Here is a 20,485-nt window from a genome sequence, read left to right as displayed (position 1 = left end):
CCCCCGTACTGGACGTACTTGGGCTTTCGGCCGGTGCGGCGAGAGTGCGTGCCGGGCACCGCGACGCCGCGGACCTCCGTCAGACACCCCCTAGTTCGGGCAGTCCGTGTCCCGGGCCGGGCGACGGCCGGTGGTGAGGAATTCGGTGACGGCGCGGTTGCCGCACGTGTTGCCGTTGCCGACGTAGAGGCCGTGGCCGCCCTGCTCGACCGTGACCAGGCGGGCGCGCTCCCCCAGGGCCTCGCGCATCTTCAGGCCCCCGAAGAGCGGGGTCGCCGGATCCCGTCGGCTCTGCAGCATGAGGATGTTGGAGGGCCCGTCGTCGGTGATCCGGGTCGCCTCCTGCGCGGGGGCGTCCTTCCAGAAGGCGCAGGGCAGGACGTTCACCGGCATCCCGGCGGTGAGCGGGTGCCGGGCCCGGTCCTCGTCGACGGCGCGCTGGTACGCGGCCGTGGTGGTGCGGGGCCACGCCACGTCGTTGCAGATGACCGCGACCATGAGCGCCGCGTCCTCGTTCCGCAGGGGCTGTGCGAGCTCCGGCGGGAGCACGGGCGTGGCCGCCGGGTCCTGTGCCGCCCGCACGAGCCGGGCGAAGGAGGCGAAGGCGGCGTCACTGGTCAGGCTGTTCTGGAGGGCCTGCCGCAGACCGTTGCCGGTCAGCGGCACCCCCGGGGTCGTCGACTCCTTCGGTGCGCGGTCCAGCTCGGCGGCCAGGGACAGCACGAGCGGCCGCACGTCCTGCGCCCGCCCGGCCAGGCGCAGGCCGTCCCGGTCCCGGTCGGGATGGGCCGCCCACGCCGCGAAGTCGGGGACGCGTGCTTCCACGCCCGGCGCCATGTTCGCCAGCCAGCCGCGGGCGACCCGCTTCGGGTCGGGGTCGCCGCTGCTGTCCAGCACCCAGCGGTCCGTGTGCCGGGGGTACTTCTGCGCGTACACGGCCCCCACGTACGTCCCGTACGAGATGCCCCAGGCGGAGAGCTTCCGCTCGCCGAGCGCCTCGCGGAAGCGGTCCATGTCGCGCACCTGGTTGGCGGTGGTGAAACTGCGCAGCTCCGGCCCGCCGTTGCGGGCGCACGCCTCGGCGATGCGCCGGGAGCGGGCGACGTTCTCGGTGATCTCGCCGTCCGGGCCCGGCCAGGACCGCAGGGTGGTCATGTACCGGTCCTCGGGCGCGAGTTCGCAGCTCGCGGTGGTGCTGGCGCCCACTCCGCGCGGATCGAGGGCGACGAGGTCGTACGCGCCGCCCAGCTCCCGCTGGAGGGCGGCGCCCTTCTGGGTCAGGCGCTGCACGCCGGATCCGCCCGGCCCGCCGGGGATCACGACGAGCGTGCCTCGCCGGGCCTCGGGGCGGTCGCTGCGGATCCGGGAGACGGCGACGGTGATCTGCCGGCCGCCGGGGTGGCGGTAGTCGAGGGGGACGGGCAGCTCGGCGCACTCCTGGGTCGCGGGTCCGTCCGCCTTGGCGCAGGGGCGCCAGGTCAGCTGCGGGACGGCGGGCCGGGACCGGGCCGTGGCGGGTGCGGCGGCGGTGGTCAGGCCGGCCGCCACGGTGGCCGCGGAGAGGGCGAGGAGCAGGGCCTTGCGGGAGTAGGTCGTCATGCCGCAAGCCTTGTTGATCGCGTCTCGGCCTCCCATCCAGCGGGCCGGTCGGACCACGGTGGGGATATCCCCCCGCCCGGCCGGGGCCCGGCCCGCCCCGGCCCGCCCCCTGCCGGCCTGTGCCGGTTCAGGGCAGCGGGACTCCCCTGGCCGTCACCCACAGCTCGTACCACTCCTCGTGCGTGAGGTCGGGCTCGCGGACCGCCGCGTCGCGGCAGGCGCGGATCCGGTCGGGGCGGGCGGTGCCGATGACCGGGGCGATCCGGGCCGGATGCCGGCCCAGCCACCACAGCAGCACCGACTCGGGGGTCGTGCCCTTGCGCCGGGCGAGATCGGCCAGGAGCTCGGCGGTGGCCCGTTCGGCGGCCGTCTGCTGGCGGCCGGTGAAACGTCCCTGCGCCAGCGCTCCCCAGGCCTGGAGGCGGATGCCGTGGTCGCGGCAGTGCTCCAGCGTCCCGAAGGGGAACCCGTTGTGCGTGGACGCGGGGGTGTTGAGCAGGACCCCGGCCTCGACCCAGTCCCGGCTGTGCAGGCTCATCTCCAGCTGGTTCGCCACCAGCGGTACGTCGAGCCGGGCCTGGAGCGAGGCGATCTGCGCGGGCCCCATGTTGGACACCCCGAAGTGCCGTACGAGGCCCTGCCGGTGCAGGGACATCAGCGCCGACGCGATCTCGTCCGGGTCCGCCAGGGGGTCGGGGCGGTGCAGGAGGAGCACGTCGATCACGTCGGTCCGCAGCCGGGTCAGGCTCTCCTCCACGCGCCGCGTGATGCTCGGCCCGCGCAGGTCGTACAGGCCGGGGCCGTCCTTGCCGGCCGGCCGGATCCCGCACTTGGTCTGGAGGGTGATCCGCTCGCGCAGCCCCGGAGTCCGCGCGAGCACCTCGCCGAAGACGGCCTCGGCCTTGCCGCCGCGATAGATGTCGGCGTGGTCGAAGGCGGTGATCCCACTGTCGAGGGCCGCCTCGATCGCCGCCTCGGCGGCATCGATGTCCGCGGGTCCGTAGGGACCGGGCTCCCAGCTCCCGCCCAGCCCCATGCACCCGTACAGCACCCGGTCACCGCTCACGCCCACGCCCTCGTTCGTCACCACGGCCCCACTCTAGGGGGGGTGCCCGCCTCCCGAAAAACCCCGGCCCGGGAGATCCGGGAGTGCCCCCGGGACGGCCTTCGGCGGGCGCCTCCACGGCCGGACCCCCCCACGTGAAGGGGCCGGGCACACCGCCCTGTCCGCAGGCCTCCACGAGGCCGCGCAAGCCTGCCCGACGCCGCCTCTGAGCTGGGCTTTTGTGCGGCCCGCGGCTACGATAGCCCTTCAGGAAAGGGGAGTTGATGAACCAGAACGCGGGGCGCACCATCCGTACGGTGGATGACGTACTGAGCCTCCTGGACGGCCTGTTCGCACCGGAGGCCGACCGCTGGACGGCCGACGCGGCCGCCTGGTGGGACGGCTTCTACGCCGACCGCGCGAGGCCCGTGCCCTTCTTCGCGGCGAAGCCGGACGAGAGCCTGGTCTCGTACCTCGACCGCGGCCTGATCACCCCGAGCCGTGCCCTCGACCTGGGCTGCGGCCCGGGCCGCAACGCGCTGCGGCTCGCCTCCCTGGGCTTCGAGGTCGACGCCGTGGACCTGTCACCGGCGGCCATCGCCTGGGCCGGGGACCGCGCCCGCGAGGCGGGGGCCGACGTCCGCTTCCACTGCGGCGACGCCTTCGCGCTCACCGCGTCCGAGTTGAGTGGCCCGTACGACCTGGTCTACGACTCCGGCTGCTTCCACCACCTGCCGCCGCACCGGCGGATCAGCTACCTCGGCCTCCTCGAGCGGGTCCTTGCGCCCGGCGGCCACCTCGCCCTCACCTGCTTCGCGGCCGGGGCGATGGGCTCCGAACTGCCCGACGCGGACTTCTACCGCCAGGCCGGCCTGCACGGCGGCCTCGCCTACACGCCGGAGTCGCTGCGCTGGATCTTCGCCGACTTCGCGGAGGTCGAACTGCGCCGCATGCGCGACGAGCCGGACGAGTCCCCGCTCTTCGGCGAGCCCTTCCTGTGGACCGCACTGTTCCGGTCCCCCCGATGCACCGCCTGACCGGCGCATACTCAATGATGGCGGGATGCACAGACACACGGAGACCGGGATACGCCGTCGCTCGCGCCGCCTCGGCAGCGTGGCGGCGGCCCTCGGTCTGCTGACCGCCGCGGCCTGCACGTCCGCGCCCACCGGTTCGGTACCGTCGGCGCTCACCCCGGAGCCCAAGCCGGACACGCTGTCCGTGGCCACGTGGAACATGTGCGGTGTGGAGCAGTGGGGCTGCGAGGACAAGGGCAGCGCCGACGACAAGTTCCAGCAGCTGCGGGCCCTGGCCGAAAGCCGCGGGGTGCGCGTCATGCTCCTCCAGGAGGTCTGTTCCGAGGACCTGTTGTCGGCCGCCCGGCGTCTGGGCAGGGACTGGCACAGCGAGTTCGATCCCTACGTCAGCGTGGACGAGGCGGGCCGCAGCGTGCCCGTCGGCTGCACGGGAGGGGGCAGGGGGCAGGCCGGTTCCGGTCTGCTGGCGGCGTCCCCGCTCACCGAGGTGAAGGCCGTGCCGACCCGGCAGCCGACGGCGGGCGTGCACCGGCGGTTCCTCTGCGCCCTGGTTCCCGCCCAGGGGGTCCGGGTGTGCAACGGGCACGTCGCACTGCGCGGCAGCGATACGGTGCGCCCCGACTGGGACTTCCGGGACGAGCAGCTCCGCTCGCTCTTCGAAGCCGCCTCGCAGGACGACCGGACGATCGTCGGCGGTGATTTCAACTCGCCCCCGCCGGTCGGCGGGAGCACCACGAGCTGGCTGTGGCCGGCCGCGGCCTACACGGCGTACCGGGAATGCGACCAGAAGGGCGCCTCCCGGGCCGGTCGCCGCACCCACGAGGACGGCGCGAAGATCGACTACCTGTTCACGGCGCTGGAGCGCACCGGCTGCCAGGTCGTGGACACCAAGGCCTCCGACCACCGGGCCCTGGTGATGCGGGTGTCCCGCCCCGCCCCCGAGACGCCGGCGGTCCCGCAGGCCCCGGTCGTCAGTACCTCGTAGCGGTGTACCCGCCCTGGGCCGGCATGATGTAGGCGTTCATCAGGACGAAGGGGACGGAGGTCCAGGCGGAGGCGTTGCCCCTCGCGTCCACCGCCACGGCCTCGACCAGGTGCTCGCCCTCGGCCCAGGCCCAGCCCGGGTCCCAGGTCCAGGCACCGTCGGCCGTCACCTCGCACGTCCCCAGGCCCGTGCCGCGCTCCTGGAAGTCCACCCGCACCGCGCCCGGGGCGAAGCCCGTGAAGCGCACCGCCGGACCCTGGACCTGCTGCTGGGGAACCGGGGACGTGACCGACAGGACGGGCACGGGGCCCGGCGCCTGCTCGGGCGCCGGGGCCCGGGCGGGAACCGAGGCCGGCGCGAAGGGCTCGTCGGTCGCGGTGAACACCACTTCGGTGCGCTTGGAGTGGAAGTTGTTCGCGTCCACCGCGAAGAGCCGCACCACGTGCCGCCCCTTGGCCCAGGGCTTCTCCCGCTCCCAGGTCCAGCTGCCGTCGGGGGCGACCGTCGGCGATCCCTGGAACGCGCCGTTCTCCCAGATGCTGACCCGCACCGCACCGGGGGCCGAGCCCACGAACCGGACCGCCCGCCGGGGCAGCCGCTCCTCCGCCGCGGGCGTCACCACCCTCGGCGCGGGGAAGTCGTCCCCCCGGACCTGGGAGGTCGCCGAGAGGTACGCGTCGATCCCCGAGGTGTCGCGCTGCGGCTCCTCGAGGCCGTTGCGGACGGAACCGATCCGGGGCACGATCCCGTGGCTGACCAGGTTCAACAGCCCCACCAGGGAGGGAATGTTGCGCGTCGTCACCTTGTCGTGCCCGGAGATCAGGGGTGAGTCGTTGAAGATGAGGTTGAAGTTCTCGTAGCCCTGGAACAAGCCGAGGAACGGCTCGATGTGGATCGCGTACTGCCGGTCCTGGGGCGAAGAGACCACGTAGATGTTGGCCGACCGGTTGGCGCTGCCGCGCACCACCTCGGGAAGGACGGCGTCGAGGAAGCGCACCTTGTCCTCCGTCACCTCCCCCATCATCGCGCGGGCGGAAGGCGCCATGGCGTTGACGACGAACGTGCCGATCCGGAACTGGGGCACGCTGGCGATGATGTTCTTGTAGCCGTACTTCAGTCCGAAGTAGAGGGCCGCGCTGCCGCCCTTGGAACTGCCGAACATCGTGCACTGGTCCGGGGTCAGCGACAGTGCGTTCGCGACGCGCGCGATGAGCCCGGCCACCGACTGCTCGATGCCGAAGTCCATCCCCTTGCACAGGTAGTAGCTGTTCGCGCCCTCGAAGGAGTCGCGGATCCACAGGATGTTCGACCGGACGTTGTCGAGGATTCCGCCCCCCATCCCGTAGTCGCCGGGCGCGTTGAGGTTGGCGAACACCACGACGAGGTGGCGGCTGCCGTTCTTGGCGTGGGAGAACCGGTACTCGACGGGGACCGGCCCGGAGGCGTCCACGCCCGTGATGACGCGGCGCCCGTTCTTCGCTGTGTCAGACATGCTCGGAATCCATTCTTCTCACCGACCTGGCACCTGCCCGCCCCCGCGGGTCAGTGCCTCGCGCCGGAGTAGCCGCCGGGCCCGGGCACGGGGTAGGAGCCGCCCACCGTGAAGGGGACGGAGATCCAGGCGGAGGCGTTGCCCCCGGCGCCGACCGCGACGGCCTCCACGAAGTGCGGCCCCTCGTTCCAGGCCCAGTTCGACTCCCAGGTCCAGGTGCCGTCCGCCTGCACGGGGCAGGCTCCCAGGCTCATCCCGGCCTCCTGGAACTCCACCCGCACCGCCCCTGGTGCGAAGCCCGCGAACCGGGGGACGGGGCCCGGGACCTGCTGCTGGGCGCCCGGCGAGGTCACCGTCAGCGCCAGCGGCTGGGCCGGCGCGGACACCGGATCCGCCGCGTCGACCGCGTCGACGACCGTGAAGACGACTTCGCTGCGCCCGGAGTGGAAGTTGTTGGCGTCCACCCCGAAGAGCCGCACCACGTGCCGCCCCTTGCCCCACGGCTTGTCCCGCAGCCAGGTCCAGCTGCCGTCGGGGGCGACCGTCGGCGATCCCTGGAACGTGCCGTTCTCCCAGATGCTGATGCGCACCGCACGGGGAGCGGATCCCACGAACCGGACGGCGTGCGCCGGCAGCCGCTGCTCGGCCGCGGGCATCAGCACCACCGGCGCCGGGAAGTCGTCCCCCCGCACCTGGGAGGTCGCCGAGAGGTACGCGTCGATCCCGGACGTGTCGCGCTGCGGCTCCTCGAAGCCGTAGCGGACTCCGCCGATCACGGGGCTGACGCCGTCGACGAGGAGGTTCAACAGGCCCATGATGACGGGGACGTTGTGCGGCACCACCTTCGGGCCGCCGGTGATCAGGGCGGAGTCGTTGAAGATGAAGTTGAAGCGTTCGTACCCCTGGAACAGGGGGAGGAAGGGTTCCAGCTGGCGCGTGTACTGCTCGTCCTGGGGCGAGGAGATCAGGTAGATGTTGGCCCCAGGGTGGGGGCGGCTGCGCACCAGGTCGGGCAGGACCGAGTCGAGGAAGCGCACCTTCTCCTCCGTGGCCTCCCCCATCATCAGCTGCGCGGCGCCCGGCATGGACTCGCGGACGCACGTCCCGATGAGGAACTGGGGCACGCTGGCCACGATGTTCCGGAAGCCGTACTTGAGCCCGAAGTAGAGCGCCGCGCTGCCGCCCTTGGCACTGCCGATCACCGTGCACTGGTCCGGGGTCAGCGACAGCGCGTTCGCGACGCGCGCGATGAGCCCGGCCACCGACTGCTCGATGCCGAAGTCCATCCCCTTGCACAGGTAGTAGCTGTTCTCACCGTCGAAGGAGTCGCGGATCCACAGGATGTTCGAGCGCAGCTTGTCGAGGACCCCGCCCGACATCCCGTAGTCGTCGGGCGCCGCGAAGTTCGCGAAGACGACCACCAGGTGCCGGTTCCCGTTCCTGGCGTGGGAGAACCGGTACTCGACGGGAACCGGCCCGGAGGCGTCCACGCCCGTGACGATGCGACGCGCGCCCTGGCCTGCCTTAGACATGCTCGGAATCCATCCTTCTCACCGGCTGCCGCGGCACCTGGCCGAGGGTGCCCGCGTTCCAGGGGCCCGGCTGGACCGGCTGGGCCGGCTGGACCGGCTGGACCGGCTGGACCGGCTGGGCCGGCTGGGCGGGTATGTGGGCGACGGCCGCGCCGACGGCGGGTGCCTGCGCCCGGGCCGGGTCGAGGTCTCCCCCGGCGATCAGGATGCGGTCGGTCAGCCTGGCCGCCGCGTAGCCGTCGTCGAGGTCGCAGAACTCCTGCTGGAACCAGCGGTAGCGGGCCGCGTAGCCCTGCTGGATCCGGTCGATGTTGCGGATCGCCCCGACCAGTTCCGGAGAGCTGTACAGCAGCGGACCGGGGGCGGACTGCTCGAAGTCGAAGTAGAACCCGCGCAGCGTGTCCCGGTAGTGGTCGAGGTCGTACGTGAAGAAGAGGATCGGCCGCCCGGTGTTGACGAAGTCGAACATCAGGGAGGAGTAGTCCGTGATCATCACGTCGGCGATGAGGGAGAGGTCCGCCATGTCCGGGTAGTCGGACACGTCGAAGACGAACCCGTCACCGGCGCCGGGCACCGGGTCCACCACGTTCGGGTGGCGGCGCACCAGCAGGACGTGGTCGTGGCCCAGCTGCGCCCGGGCGTCTTCCAGGTCGATGCGGAAGTCCAGCTTGTACTTGCCCGGCGCGTAGAACTGGTCGTCGCGCCAGGTCGGTGCGTACATGACGACCCGCTTGCCGGGAGGGAGACCGATGCGGCGGCGCACTTCCGCCGCCCGCTGTCCGGAGTCCGCGCGGCGCAGGACGTCGTTGCGCGGGTAGCCGCTCTCGACCATCTCGCCGGGGAACTGGAAGGCGCGCTTGAGGATGGGGGTGCTGAAGCTGTTCGGGGACACCAGCATGTCCCAGTTCTGCACCTCCTTCTCCACGCGCTCCAGGTAGCGCTTGTCCGCGAAGTGCACGGCTTCGATGTCGTGCCCGATCTTCTTGAGCGGCGTGCCGTGCCAGGTCTGCACGACGACCTGCCCGTCACGCTTCTCGAACCAGTCGGGCAGGTGGTTGTTGGCGACGATGTAGCGGGCGCGGGCCATGGCCTCGTACCAGTCCGGGGACCACATGCGGACGGGGCGGGCGGTCGGCGGAACCGCGACCTGGTCGTCGCGCACGACCCACAGGTGCTCCAGGTCGACGCCGCGGCGGACCATCTCCTCGTGCAGGGCGCGCGGGCTGTCGGAGTACTGCGTGCCCTTGAAGGCGTCGAACAGCACGGCCTGCTTCAGCGACTTGCGCCGTGCGTCCGGGTAGGACTTGGTGCGCAGCAGCTTCTGGCGGTACGGGCCGCGCGCTTCGTCGGGCATCGCCGAGTGGACCAGGAGGGAGAGCCGGTCGTAGGCCTCCGCCTGCATCTCGTAGCGCCGTTCGCCCGCGGTCATCTCGCTGGGGAACGTGGGGATCAGTTCCTGCGCCATCTTGACCATGAGGTCGCTGGAACGGTTCTCCGGGGTGACCGCGGAGGGGTCCTGGCGGCGCAGGAAGAAGTCCCAGCGGCCGGAGGCGAGCGGAATGTCGCCGGCCAGGGTGCGCATGGCGGCGGGCGTCAGGACGAAGCGGAACTCCTGGCCGTACCAGGTGATCGGGACGACGCGTTCGGCGCCGTGGGCCCGGGAACGGACGACGACGTGGGCCGCCGCGTACTCGGACGCGCTGAGCATGTCCTCCGCCGCGTAGCCGACGACGACCTCCACGGAGCCGTCCGGACGCCAGGTGACGGACTTGGCGAGCGGCAGGGTGTCCCGCTCGAACATCACCACGTAGCCGGAGCCGTTGCGGTGCACGACGACCTCGCGGTCCCCGTTCGGCGTCTGCAGGGCGGCCGGCAGGCGGTAGTGGCCGTCGGTGGCCTCTTCCGCCATGACGGGGTAGATGGCCGCCTTGCGGCCCTCGACGTGGAGGGTGGTCTTCCAGCCGTTGGCGCCGGTGTTCCAGGTCTGCGGGACCCCGTCGCCGGAGTTGGTGCGGTGGCCGGGGACGAGCGCCTTGACGGGGATGCGGGTCACGAAGGTGTACCAGCCCTCGCCGCCCGGCTTGAAGTGGACCCAGGCGTCGTGGCGGCCGGCGCCGCCCATGCTGGTCACGCGGAACTTGCCCCACTCGGGCAGCTTGGGCCCCAGGTAGACGCCCCCGAGTTCGAGGTTGTCGCCGACGATACGGTGCCGGGTGATCCGGCAACGGACGATCTCCACACGGAGCTTGAGCTTGCCCTGGAGGAAGAGCGGTACGACGCGGGTGTTCTTCGCGACGTACTGGTAGGGCGGGTTGGCCGCGGTGCCCGCGCTGCCGCGCGCGATGCCCTTGTAGCGGAACAGCCCCCGGCTCAGCACGCCGGCGGCCACGTCCCACGTCCCCTCGACCCACTGGCCCTTGCGCTTGAGGCGCGAGGTGTCGAAGCTGACCTGGAAACCGGACCAGTCGTAGCAGTAGCGGTTCTGGTTGGAGTGTTCCGTGGCCTGCGGGTAGTACGTGGTCTTCGCCTTCGCGACGACGACCCGGCCCTGCTTCTTGTTGCGCAGGGCGATGGCCTTCATCGACATGTGCCGCTTGTGCACGTTGATGAAGCGGACGTACGCGGATCCCTCGAGCGACAGGTTGCCGGATTCGTCCCAGCGCGCGCCGGTCAGCGAACCGTGCAGCGACAGTTCCTTGTCGAGCCGGTAGGCGCTCTTGTCGAGGCCTATCGAACGGTCGCCCAGGTAGGGGTAGTTGAGGTAGCGGTGCAGGCGCCGCTGAACGGGCAGGGGTCCGCCCTTGCGCTCGAACTCGACGACGTCGAGCAGTTCCTTCAGCCTGCCCTCGCGCACCAGCAGCCATTTGACGCGGGCATCGGCGGGGAGCTCCTCGATGATGTCCTCGTCGGCCTCGTCCAGGAACTCGTTCGCCCAATGCATGAAGGCGTTGCGGTATTCCTCGTCGGCGTCCGGCAGCACTTTCAGATGCAGCATCAGGTCGGACTTCAGGCAGGCGAGGTCGTACTTCCGCTTGTGCTCGCTGTACGACCTGGCGCGGTGCCCGGCGAGGAACCGGCTGACCGACTGCACGGCCGCGACGCGGTCCTGGAGATTGCTGAATTCGGTGTGCCGCTGGGTGATGGAGGGTGCGGCACCCCCCTCACGCCGGCGCCAGAAGTAGACGATGTCCGTGAGGATGTCCACCTTGCTCGCACGGAAATGGGCGAACATGTTGACCCAGGAGTCCTCATACATGACTCCCTCGGGGAATGCGATGTAGTGGTAGTCCCAGAAGGAGCGCCGGAACAGCTTGTTCCATACGGTCCGGTCGTAAATGAGCTCCGGCACCTTGGTGATGTGCGTTCCGCGCTTGCTGCGCTGCATGGGCGCCTTGTGCAGCGGGGACTGCCACTTCTTGGTGGAGTTCATCATCTGCACGTTGCCCGACACGAAGTCGGAGCCGGAGGCGTCGAGGGTCCGCACGAGCAGCTCGTAGGCGTACTCGGGTATGACGTCGTCGCCGTCGACGAACGCAAGGAATTCCGCTTCGGGATGAGCTGCGCGGATGCCGACATTACGGGCATGTCCCGGTCCCATCGGCTCCTGGCGCAGGAGCCGGAACCTGGGGTCCCGGCGGGCGAAGTCAGCGGCGATCGCGGTCGAGGAATCGGTCGAACCGTCGTCGACCATGACGACCTCGAGGTCGGGGAACGTCTGCCGGGCTATCGACTCCAGGCACTCCTCGAGGTATATCTCGACGTCCTGAAAGGGAACGACAACACTCAGGCGGGGCGTACCGGCCACTCAGAAAACTCCTCGATTGCCACTCTTCTTACGGCGCGTGGCTCCCTGCCGTGACTTGAAGCCGGATCCGCCCCCGACCCTGACCACCGCCACCCCTCGCCTCGCCCGTCCGGCCCCGCGCCGCACACTTATGCGACCCTCACAGGGCGTGTGCAGCCTAGGCCAATTGTTTGACGCCGAGCAAGTATTCGGCCACGCCCCGGCCGCGCAATGTTTCGCATGTGTTAATGAGCAACTGCTACCACGGCGTAGCGGGCGCGTGAGCTGCCCAGTTGGGCGGGAGAAAGACCGGAATGGGCAATTCACCCCACCGGTCAAGATGACTCGGTGATGAAGGTCACCCCACACAACGCCAAGCGCCGAACGCCAGCCCCTCGGCTGCCAGATCCTGACGGGCGACCCTCAGCCCGCCATCCTGGTCGATCATCGCGATCGTGACCGAGCCGTGGGCGTCGAGGGCCACGGCCGGGAGTCCGGCGCACCGGTCCCCGACGGGGGCCCACCAGGCGCCGTACTGCTCACCCTGCGTGGGGTAGGCGGCGATCTCCGGGTACCCCTCGGCCCCGCGCTGGAGCAGGACGGTGCAGTCGTAGCCGTTGATGGGCGTGCGGACGACGCCGACCGGGCCGACACCGCCCGCGCCGCCCAGGGACATGAACCCGCCCGTGGTCACCACGCCGATCCCCTGCGGCCGGCAGGCGATGACGCTGCCGTCCGCGGGGGCGCGCCAGAAGTGGGTGGCGACCCCGGGGCTGGTCTCGACGGAGCTGTACGTCCCCTCGACGGCTTCCGCCTCCATCCGGCCCAGCCAGGTGAAGGCCCCGTCTCCCGGCTTCTCCTGGCCCAGTTGCACGGCCCCGCCGCGGAAGGGCGCGAGGAATCCGACCCGTCCCTGCATCGGGGCCGTGGGCACGACCGCGCCGCGCACCCACTTGAGCTGGTGGTCGGCCCATGCCGTCCACGATCCGTCGGAGCGCTGGCTCCGGGCGCGGACGCCCACTCCGAACCGGGTGACGAAGTAGTGCAGGGAGCCCGATCCGTCGGCCAGGACGACGGGGTTCCCCGGGGCGGGCGCCGACCCGTCGCCCGGCGGGAAGGGATTGCCCACCGCACGCCAGTCGCTCAGCGGTCGACTTGTCTGATATTGGGCGGCTATGACGAATTCGCGGCCTTCCGGCGCCCCGTCGCGGTGGCGGATGGCGGCGAACCAGACGAAGCCGTGGGAGTCCTGAGTCAGCGTGAACCGGCCGGTCCAGCCCTCCACGGGGAACAGGTCGGGCCCGTGCCAGACGTCCGAGCCGGGCGCCGACTCGGTCCAGCGCACCAGGCCCTCGGCGCAGCTCGCGTAGGCGGTCAGGCGTCCGTCGCGCCCCAGGAGCAGCCAGCCCGGGGTGGCGTGGCCCCCGTCGGCCGCCGCGGCGATCTCGGAGCCCGGGACCGCGGGCTCGCCGCAGGCGGCCCCTCGGTCGGCTTCCGCACGTCCGCGTCGCGCCATGTCCTGCCCACTCCCGCCCGCGATCGTCCTTTATGTCCGGCCTGGCCCTGCGGGCCGTGGGCCAATTTACGGCAGGGTGGCAACCCCCTCCACCACCGGCCGCCGGGTGCGGCCCGGGGCGGAGGCAGATAGTCCGGATAGCGCGGATGGTCAGGAATGGCCCTGCCGAGAGGACGCAGGGCGGCGGCGCCCGCGGCGTGGGCGGGGTCACGGCAGGTCGTCGGTGGGCGGGTCCGCGGTGTAGACGTGGGGATCGTCGGCGTTCCACTCGAGCAGCTCCGACCCGCCGAGGACCACGTCGTCGGGATCGGGCATCCCGGCCCGCCGGAGGAACTCGATGACGTCCTCGTCGGAGCGGGCCACTCCGAGGGACTCCTCGCCGCCCGCGGTCCGCAGCGTGACCTGGCGGCCCCCCGAGGGGAAGATCCGGTGGACGACGACCGGGGCATGGTGCATGACTCCAGCCTCTCCCCCTCGGCCGGGCCCGGCACCCCGAGGGGTTCCGCTCAGGGGGTGCGGCCCGCGACGGCGCGCGGGACGCGCAGGGGCGAGGGCTCGGGGTAGGTCGCGGCCTCGGCCCGCAGCACCTCCTCTATCTCCGCCTTGAAGGCGGGCTCGAAGAGGTCGACGCCGAGCAGCAGCCGCAGCCCCGTCACCGTCGGCTCGAGCAGGGGTCGGGCCATGCGGGAGCCGCCGCCGCAGACACCCCTGAAGCCCGTGCGGACCGTCTCCGCCCGGCCGGCCGGCCGGTCCTCGAGGCCCGCCGCCGCGAGGCCGGCGAGGACGGCGAGTTCGGTGAGGAAGCGGCGGGCCCCGAGGACCATCTCCTCCGCGCCCTGGAGCGTCTGCACGGAGCCGCCCGCCACCTTGAAGTCGTCGCTGGTCCGCTTGAGGCCGCGCGCCTCGTACACGGCGAGCGACTCCTCGAAGAGGCGGCCCGCCTCGTCGACCGCCTTCATCGCCGCCACCAGCTGGTCGATGCCGATCTCGCGCTCCACGCTGCCTCCTGATCCGGAACTGTGCTGCACAGACCGTAGGAGCCAAAGCCTCCGCTGCGGAACACCTGTGCCGGAGAGAGATCGGGAAGTCACCGGAACGTCACCACCTGCCGACGGCCCCCACAGCCGGCCCGCCGGGGGCGTGCTCCGCGAACAGCCCCCCGGCCGCCGCCGGGACGGGGATACTCGGACGCGTGGAACTGCACATCGATCACCGCTGGTTGCTGGAGCGGCAGGAGTCGTTGTTCAAGGACGTGGCGGTGGCCGACCACTCCGCGCTGGTCGCCGCCGTCGCCCGGCACCGGGTGAACACCCCCAGCCTGGACGGGGCCGACCCCGACGCGTACTGGCGCGCGGCCGCGCTCCTCGAGGCGATCGTCCTGCTCCGTCCGCTCCCCGACTCCAACGAGTTCTTCGGCTACGGGGTCGCGGTCGCCTACATCGAGGCGTCCGGCAAGGCGGTGGACGCCTCGTACGAGCAATGGCGCGACCTCGTCACCGACATCCGCCTGCTGCGCGTGACCGTATTCGGCGTGGCCGCACGCCTGCGCTCCTGGCAGCCGGCGTAGCCGCCGGGGCCGGTCAGCGCCTGCGCTGCGCGGGGGTGCCCACCAGGAGGGCGTCGGAGACGAGGCGCGCACCGCGGGCCAGTCGCCCCAGCTGTTCGAGCTCCACGGCGTACATCCGGATGGTGTTCTCGATGACCGACTCGGCGACCCCCAGCATGGGCAGCTCGGCCCGGCTGGTCTGCAGCGCCACGCGCACCGCGCGCATCTCGTGCTGGAGCTGGAGCTGGACGTGCCGGGCCAGCAGGGCGTGGTGGCGGGTGAGGGTGAGATAGCTGCCGTAGCGGGCCGGGAGCAGGTCCCGCAGCCAGCGCGTCGCCGTGCGCTCCCAGTCGTGGGTTCCGGGGGCCTTGACCTGGAGGGGCCAGTCCGGGCTACGCGTGATGGTGGCCGTCAGGGGCATTCTCGTCACTTCCGAGGGGTGTCGAACTTGGATCGAGACGTTCTGGGGCGGCCTCGGCCCAGGGGTTGACCGAGGCCGCCATGGGCGCCCTGCGGGATCCGAAGGCCGGGACTCGGCGCGCGGTCGTGACGTGAGGAGGTCGTCGCGACCGCGCGCCCGTTCAGGAGGGGGTCTTCCTCCTTGGCATCTGGTGGATCCGGAGCGCCGCCGCCAGTAAACATATATACCGTCGAGTAGGCAAGGGTATGAAAAATTTCATGCATCGCGCAGGGTGAATATCCCCTGGTCAGAGGCGTGCGAATCGGCTCGGACCGGTCTTTAAAGGAAGAAACCGTGCTGGTCGGCCACGTGCTCGTAGTCCTCCAGGCGCGCCTGGGTGCGCTCGGGGTCCGCGTCGGCCATGGACTGGAGCAGGGCCGCGGAGAGCATTCCGGGGGCTGCGTACGAGTCGAACACCAGGCGCGAGCCGGTGCCCGCCTTCAGGGTCACGTCCGCCTCGTCCACGAGCGGCCCGAGGGTCGGGTCGGTGATCAGGACGACGCGCAGCCCGGTGCTGCGGGCCGCCCGGACGGCGGCGAGGGTCTCCTTGGCGTGCCGCGGCATGGCGAAGGCCAGGACCCAGGTCCCGCCGGCCGCCTTGGACTGGAGCAGCGCGTCGTAGGCCACGCTGCCGCCGCGGGTCACCAGGCGCACATCGGGGTGGATGCGCCGGGCGGCGTAGGCGAAGTACTCGGCCAGGGACACCGAGATGCGCAGTCCGAGGACGGTCAGCGGCACGGAGGCGGCGAGCTCGCGGCCGATGTCCAGCACCTGGTTGGTGTCGGCGAGAAGCCGGCGGACGTTCTCCAGGTTCTCGATCTCGGCGTCGACGGCGGCCTGCAGCTCGTTGCGGCGGATCTGCTCGCGGGTGTCCGGGGCACCGGCGACGGCGCTCAGGGCGATGGGCTGGAGCACGTCGCGCAGGGCCGGGTAGCCGCTGAATCCCAGGGAGGCGGCGAAGCGGGTCACGGAGGGCTGGCTGACGCCCACCCGCTCGGCGAGTTCGGTGATCGACAGGAAGGCGGCCTCGGTGAGGTGGTCGATCAGGTACTGGGCGATCCGGCGCTGGCCGGGGGAGAGGCGACGGCCGTCGAAGAGCGCGAGGAGCCGGTCGGCCGGGGGGCGGAATTCCTCCGGCGCCTCCGACGACTGCCCGCTCGGTTTGATCGCAGCTGCCTGAGCGCGTGCCTGCTGCCCCGATGACACCGGAAGGGCCTCCTTGACTCTGTCACTCACGCTCAAACATAGCTCACGCCCCGTGGCCGACGAAGATCGGTCCACGGCACGGGACCGGACGCGGCGGGACCCGCACACACCGGTGTGCGGGTCCCGTCCGGGCCGCGCGGGTCACTTCGCGGCGGGGTTCTCCCAGCGGTAGAACTCGTGGGCCATCGCGTCCTTCGGACTGCGCCACGTCTCGGGGTTGTGCGGGCTGATGTAGGCGGTGAGCCGGTCGCTGAGCTGCCGGAACTCGGGGTGGTCGGTGACCTGGGCGATGGCGGGGCCCGGTGGCCGGTCCGCCTCGATCAGGTGCAGGTACACATCGCCGAACTGGAACAGGCTGCGGCGCGTGACGCCGACCAGGTGCGGCAGCTCTCCCGCGTCCGAGCCGGCGAACAGTTCGGCGATGTCGGGGGCCGAGCCCGGTGCCATGCGGGCGACGATGAGGGCGCGGTGCGTCTGGTTCATCCGGGGGTACTCGCCCTTCGGTTCAAAGACGGCTGACGGCGGGCGTGCGGTTCTCGCGTTCGCGCTGCTCGATCTTGTCGCGGATGAGCGCCATCTGGATCGGGGAGTTGCGGTTGATGTTGTCGGTCATCCACGCGTCGTCGACCGGCGCGTCCGGCTTCATCGCGAAGTCCTGGGTCCACTTCATCCGCGTGCCCCCCGGTACCTCGAAGTACTGCCACAGGATGTCCATGTGGGCGAACGGGCCGGTCTCCACGCGCCGGGCGCGGACGGTGAGGCTCTCGCGGTCCACGGTCCGCTCCGAGACCCAGCTCCACACCTTGCCGTTCTCGTCGGGGTGCATGGTCAGGCGGAAGCGGGTGGTGGCCCCCTTCTGCTCGAGGACCTCCAGGGAGGCGTACTCGCTGAAGAGGTGCGGCCAGTTGGGAAGGTCGTTGGTCATCTCCCACACGACGTCCACGGGCGCGTTGACGGTGATCTCGTTCTCGGTGTGTCCGGGCATGTCAGGCTCCAGTCATCAGGCTGTTGTTGACGAGGTCGAGGAACTCGCCGGGGGTCTTGCAGCGGTCGGCATCGGTGGGCAGCGCCCGTCCGCGCCGGTTCTCCAGCTCGCCGACGATGCCGAGCAGGCCGAGCGAGTCCAGGCCGTACTCGTCGAACGCCGAGTCGGGACGGCTCGCCAGCTCGGCGGGGTCGACGGTGATGCCGGCGGTCTTCATCAGGGCCGCCAGCTCCTCCAGGGTCAGTCGGTCGGACATGGTGGCTTCTCTCTTCCTACGGGGGCCTGCGGCTCCATGCCGGACGCCGACCCTGGGTTGGACTACGCAGCCGCTGCCGGGCCCTTGCGCAGGACGAGCGCGGAGTTCGAGCCCATCCGGCCGCGGCTCAGCACGAGCGCGGTGCGCAGGTCCGTGGAACGGGCACTGCCCGTGACCACGTCGAGGTCGTGGCACACGTCGCAGACGTTCGGGGTCGGCGGGACGACGCCGTGCTCCAGTGCCAGCACCGCGGCGGCGGTGTCGAGGGCGGGCGCCGCGCAGTACGCCCTGCCCGTGCCCGTCTTCGGCGCCGTGACCGGCACCTCGCGCCCGTGGGCCCCGAGGGCGCTCGCGATCGCCGCCGCCTCGGCCGCGTCGGCCTGCGGCGTCCCGAGGGCGTCGGCGAAGACCACGTCGACCTCCTCCGGGGCGCAGCCGGCTTCGCGCAGCGCGCCCCTGATCGCGTGGGCCAGCCCTTCGCCGGCCTCGTCCGGCCGCCGGGTGCCGCTGAAGGTGGCGGCGTGGCCGGCCAGTACGGCACGTACCGTGGCACCCCGGCCGAGGGCCGCTGACTCGTCCTCGAGGAGGAACATCGCGCCGCCCTCCGCGGGGACGTACCCGCAGGCCTTGGCCGTGAAGGGCCGGTAGGCGCGCTCGGGGTCGTCGTGCGTGCTCAGGCCCTCGTACTCCAGCTGGCAGACGATGGAGTACGGCGCCAGGGGCGCCTCCGTGGCCCCCACGAGCATCGCCCGGCTGCCCTGGCGAATGGCGCGTGCGGCGTGCGCGAAGGCGTCGAGCCCGCCCGCCTCGTCGCTGGCGACGACCCCGCACGGTCCCTTGAGGCCGCGGCGGATGGAGATCTGGCCGGTGCTCGCGGCGTAGAACCAGGCGATCGACTGGTACGGGCCCACGTAGCGGGGGCCCTGGTCCCACAGCCGTTGCAGTTCCCGCTGGCCGAACTCGCCGCCGCCGGACCCGGCGGCCGTGACCACCCCGACCGAGAAGGGGTCGTCCTCGTAGTCGGCCCGGCCGAGCCGGCCGTCCGCCAGGGCCAGGTCGGCGGCGGCGAGGGCGTGGTGGGTGAAGCGGTCGGTCTGGACGAGGAAGCGCTCCTCGACCATCGCCCCGGGGTCGAAGCCCCTCACCTCTCCCGCGACGCGCAGCGGGAGGTGCTCGCAGCCCGCGCGGGTGACGCGGTCCAGCACGCTGAGACCGGCGTGGGTGGCCTTCCAGAAGTCGTCGGCGCCGATGCCGTTCGGCGCGACGACCCCGATGCCCGTGATGACCGTTCGGCGGGTCACGAGACCTCCTCCTTTGGCCGGGTCATGACCACGGCGGACTGGAATCCGCCGAAGCCGCTGCCGACCGAGAGCACATTGCGCAGCGTGCGGCCGCGGGCGGTGCGGGGTACGTAGTCCAGGTCGCACTCCGGGTCCGGCGTCTCGTAGTTCGCCGTGGGCGGTACCACCTGGTGGGTCATGGCCAGCACGCAGGCCGCCAGTTCGATCGCCCCGATGGCGCCGAGGGAGTGACCGACCATGGACTTGATGGAGGTCATCGGCGTCTTGTAGGCGTGCTCGCCCAGGACCCGCTTGACGGCCGCCGTCTCGTGGCGGTCGTTCTGCTTGGTGCCCGATCCGTGCGCGTTGACGTAGTCGATGTCCTGCGCGCCGATCTCGGCCTGGTCCAGGGCGGTCTGGATGGCCCGTGCCATCTCCAGGCCCTCGGCGGTCAGCCCGGTCATGTGGTGGGCGTTGCCGAAGGTGGCGTAGCCGCCGATCTCGCAGTAGACGGTCGCACCGCGGGCGCGGGCGTGTTCCAGCTCTTCGAGCACGAGGACCGCGCCGCCCTCGCCGAGGACGAACCCGTCCCGGTCGGCGTCGAAGGGCCGGGAGGCGTGGGCCGGGTCGTCGTTGTTCGGCGAGGTCGCCTTGATGGCGTCGAAGCAGGCCACGGTGATCGGCGATATCGGCGAGTCCGAGGCGCCGGCGATGCACACGTCCATCCGGCCCTCCGCGATGGAGTGCACGGCGTACCCGATGGCATCGAGTCCGGAGGTGCAGCCGGTGGACACCGTCTGCACCGGACCGCGCGCACCCGTCTGCTCCGCGACGGCGGAGGCGAGGGTGGCGGGCGTGAACGCCCGGTGCAGATGGGGCCCGGCGAACCTGTGGTCCACGTCCCACCAGGCTCCCGACTGGCTCACGGCGACGTAGTCGTGCTCCAGCCGGGTGGTGCCGCCGACGGCGGTGCCCAGGGAGACCCCGGTGCGCCAGGCCTCGTCCGAGGTGAGCTCGAGTCCCGCGTCGAGCAGGGCCTCGCGGGCGGCGACGAGGGCGAACTGGATGTACCGGTCCGCCCGGGCCGTCTCCTCCTCGCCGAGGCCGTGCGCGGCGGGGTCGAAGTCGACTTCCGCTGCTATCCGGGAGCGGAACCCGGCCGGGTCGAAGAGGGTGATGCCGCGGGTGGCCGTACGGCCGTTGGCGAGCAGGTCCCAGAAGGCCGAGACGCCGATCCCGCCGGGGGCGACCACGCCGACCCCGGTGACCGCCACCCGGCGGCGGGTCACGAGACCGCTCCGGTGCGGTCCGGGGGCTGCTCCCAGGCGGTGCCCTCCGGGTGCGGGGCCTCTTCGGTGTCGACGTGGCCCAGTTCGGGGCGCGGGGCGAGCGGTCCCAGGTGGAAGACCATGCGGGCCTCGGTGTCCCCGACGTTGCGGAACCGGTGGCGCACGTTGAGCGGGACCAGCAGGCCCTGATCGGTGCGCAGCGGGTGGGCCTCGCCGTCGAGGTCGACCTCGAGCCGGCCGGCGACCACGTACACGAACTCCTCGGAGTACGGGTGGTAGTGCTCGGCGATGGACTCCCCCGGGGCCATGACAGCCAGGCCCATGAAGCCGCTGGTGGAACCCACCGAGGTCGGGGTGAGCACGGCCCTGAGGTCGCCACCGCGCCGGCGGTTGGGCGGCGTCTCGCTGAGGTCGACGATGCGTGGGCGCTGTCTGGTCATAGCGGGTTCCTCCTGGCGTGTGGGGAGCCTGGA

Annotated in this window: 19 protein-coding genes; 3 read left to right on the top strand and 16 right to left on the bottom strand. The window is 71.7% G+C overall.

Translation table 11 applies throughout. The features are described 5' to 3' along the window. Window positions 1-90 precede the first annotated feature (90 nt). Together AB0D44_RS27730 and AB0D44_RS27725 are read right to left on the bottom strand one after the other, a co-directional pair. Window positions 91-1,599, bottom strand: a complete 1,509-nt coding sequence (locus tag AB0D44_RS27730; RefSeq protein WP_362595806.1) for an alpha/beta hydrolase — start codon at window positions 1,597-1,599, stop codon at window positions 91-93. A gap of 127 nt (window positions 1,600-1,726) precedes the next feature. Beyond that, window positions 1,727-2,689, bottom strand: a complete 963-nt coding sequence (locus AB0D44_RS27725; RefSeq protein WP_362595804.1) for an aldo/keto reductase — start codon at window positions 2,687-2,689, stop codon at window positions 1,727-1,729. 239 nt (window positions 2,690-2,928) lie between these two features. On the opposite strand from AB0D44_RS27725, the gene AB0D44_RS27720 reads away from it, so the two are divergent. Together AB0D44_RS27720 and AB0D44_RS27715 are read left to right on the top strand one after the other, a co-directional pair. Then, window positions 2,929-3,681 carry a class I SAM-dependent methyltransferase gene (locus AB0D44_RS27720; protein WP_362595802.1) on the top strand — a complete coding sequence of 251 codons (753 nt, stop codon included), beginning with the start codon at window positions 2,929-2,931 and terminating at the stop codon, window positions 3,679-3,681. 25 nt (window positions 3,682-3,706) lie between these two features. Further along, window positions 3,707-4,666 carry an endonuclease/exonuclease/phosphatase family protein gene (locus AB0D44_RS27715; RefSeq protein ID WP_362595800.1) on the top strand — a complete coding sequence of 320 codons (960 nt, stop codon included), beginning with the start codon at window positions 3,707-3,709 and terminating at the stop codon, window positions 4,664-4,666. Here AB0D44_RS27715 and AB0D44_RS27710 read toward each other — a convergent pair. The 6 genes from AB0D44_RS27710 to AB0D44_RS27685 form a co-directional block, all read right to left on the bottom strand. Next, window positions 4,653-6,158 (bottom strand): hypothetical protein, encoded by a 1,506-nt coding sequence (locus AB0D44_RS27710; protein WP_362595798.1) that lies wholly within the window; start codon window positions 6,156-6,158, stop codon window positions 4,653-4,655. The two genes, AB0D44_RS27715 and AB0D44_RS27710, sit on opposite strands and share 14 nt — an antisense overlap. A 50-nt stretch (window positions 6,159-6,208) precedes the next feature. Further along, window positions 6,209-7,690 (bottom strand): hypothetical protein, encoded by a 1,482-nt coding sequence (locus tag AB0D44_RS27705; protein ID WP_362595796.1) that lies wholly within the window; start codon window positions 7,688-7,690, stop codon window positions 6,209-6,211. After that, window positions 7,683-11,495, bottom strand: a complete 3,813-nt coding sequence (locus AB0D44_RS27700; protein ID WP_362595794.1) for a bifunctional glycosyltransferase family 2 protein/CDP-glycerol:glycerophosphate glycerophosphotransferase — start codon at window positions 11,493-11,495, stop codon at window positions 7,683-7,685. The genes AB0D44_RS27705 and AB0D44_RS27700 overlap by 8 nt, the downstream gene beginning before the upstream one ends. Window positions 11,496-11,832: 337 nt before the next feature. Beyond that, entirely contained in the window at window positions 11,833-12,990 is a 1,158-nt protein-coding gene (locus AB0D44_RS27695) for a hypothetical protein (protein WP_362595792.1), read from the bottom strand. A 207-nt stretch (window positions 12,991-13,197) separates the two neighbouring features. Further along, window positions 13,198-13,446: a hypothetical protein gene (locus AB0D44_RS27690; RefSeq protein WP_362595790.1), complete on the bottom strand. Its 249-nt coding sequence runs from the start codon at window positions 13,444-13,446 to the stop codon at window positions 13,198-13,200. A 50-nt stretch (window positions 13,447-13,496) separates the two neighbouring features. Next, entirely contained in the window at window positions 13,497-13,988 is a 492-nt protein-coding gene (locus tag AB0D44_RS27685) for a hypothetical protein (RefSeq protein ID WP_362595788.1), read from the bottom strand. Window positions 13,989-14,182: 194 nt separating this feature from the next. On the opposite strand from AB0D44_RS27685, the gene AB0D44_RS27680 reads away from it, so the two are divergent. Next, complete coding sequence (locus tag AB0D44_RS27680; RefSeq protein ID WP_362595786.1) at window positions 14,183-14,557, top strand: toxin Doc; 375 nt, start codon at window positions 14,183-14,185, stop codon at window positions 14,555-14,557. 13 nt (window positions 14,558-14,570) lie between these two features. On the opposite strand, the gene AB0D44_RS27675 is transcribed toward AB0D44_RS27680, so the two are convergent. From AB0D44_RS27675 to AB0D44_RS27640, 8 genes are all read right to left on the bottom strand, one after another. Continuing rightward, a complete protein-coding gene (locus AB0D44_RS27675) occupies window positions 14,571-14,957 on the bottom strand; it encodes a hypothetical protein (RefSeq protein ID WP_362595814.1) in 387 nt (128 codons plus the stop codon). Window positions 14,958-15,275: 318 nt separating this feature from the next. Then, window positions 15,276-16,202, bottom strand: a complete 927-nt coding sequence (locus tag AB0D44_RS27670) for a MurR/RpiR family transcriptional regulator (RefSeq protein ID WP_362595784.1) — start codon at window positions 16,200-16,202, stop codon at window positions 15,276-15,278. 141 nt (window positions 16,203-16,343) lie between these two features. Then, complete coding sequence (locus AB0D44_RS27665) at window positions 16,344-16,685, bottom strand: TcmI family type II polyketide cyclase (protein WP_362595782.1); 342 nt, start codon at window positions 16,683-16,685, stop codon at window positions 16,344-16,346. Between the two features lie 22 nt (window positions 16,686-16,707). Continuing rightward, window positions 16,708-17,187 (bottom strand): SRPBCC family protein, encoded by a 480-nt coding sequence (locus tag AB0D44_RS27660; protein ID WP_362595780.1) that lies wholly within the window; start codon window positions 17,185-17,187, stop codon window positions 16,708-16,710. Window position 17,188: 1 nt separating this feature from the next. Continuing rightward, on the bottom strand, window positions 17,189-17,443 hold the full coding sequence (locus tag AB0D44_RS27655) for a phosphopantetheine-binding protein (RefSeq protein WP_362595779.1): 255 nt from the start codon (window positions 17,441-17,443) through the stop codon (window positions 17,189-17,191). A 62-nt stretch (window positions 17,444-17,505) separates the two neighbouring features. Then, a complete protein-coding gene (locus AB0D44_RS27650) occupies window positions 17,506-18,744 on the bottom strand; it encodes a beta-ketoacyl synthase N-terminal-like domain-containing protein (RefSeq protein ID WP_362595778.1) in 1,239 nt (412 codons plus the stop codon). Continuing rightward, the gene (locus tag AB0D44_RS27645) at window positions 18,741-20,012 is read right to left on the bottom strand and encodes a beta-ketoacyl-[acyl-carrier-protein] synthase family protein (RefSeq protein ID WP_362595776.1); all 1,272 of its coding nucleotides are present in this window, start codon (window positions 20,010-20,012) and stop codon (window positions 18,741-18,743) included. The genes AB0D44_RS27650 and AB0D44_RS27645 overlap by 4 nt, the downstream gene beginning before the upstream one ends. Beyond that, a complete protein-coding gene (locus tag AB0D44_RS27640) occupies window positions 20,009-20,452 on the bottom strand; it encodes a cupin domain-containing protein (RefSeq protein ID WP_362595774.1) in 444 nt (147 codons plus the stop codon). Before AB0D44_RS27640 ends, AB0D44_RS27645 begins: the two co-directional genes overlap by 4 nt. Between the last annotated feature and the right edge of the window lie 33 nt (window positions 20,453-20,485).

It is taken from the genome of Streptomyces sp. NPDC048349, from assembly GCF_040651925.1.
Taxonomy (GTDB): Bacteria; Actinomycetota; Actinomycetes; order Streptomycetales; family Streptomycetaceae; genus Streptomyces.
This window is presented reverse-complemented; position numbering and strand designations above follow the sequence as displayed.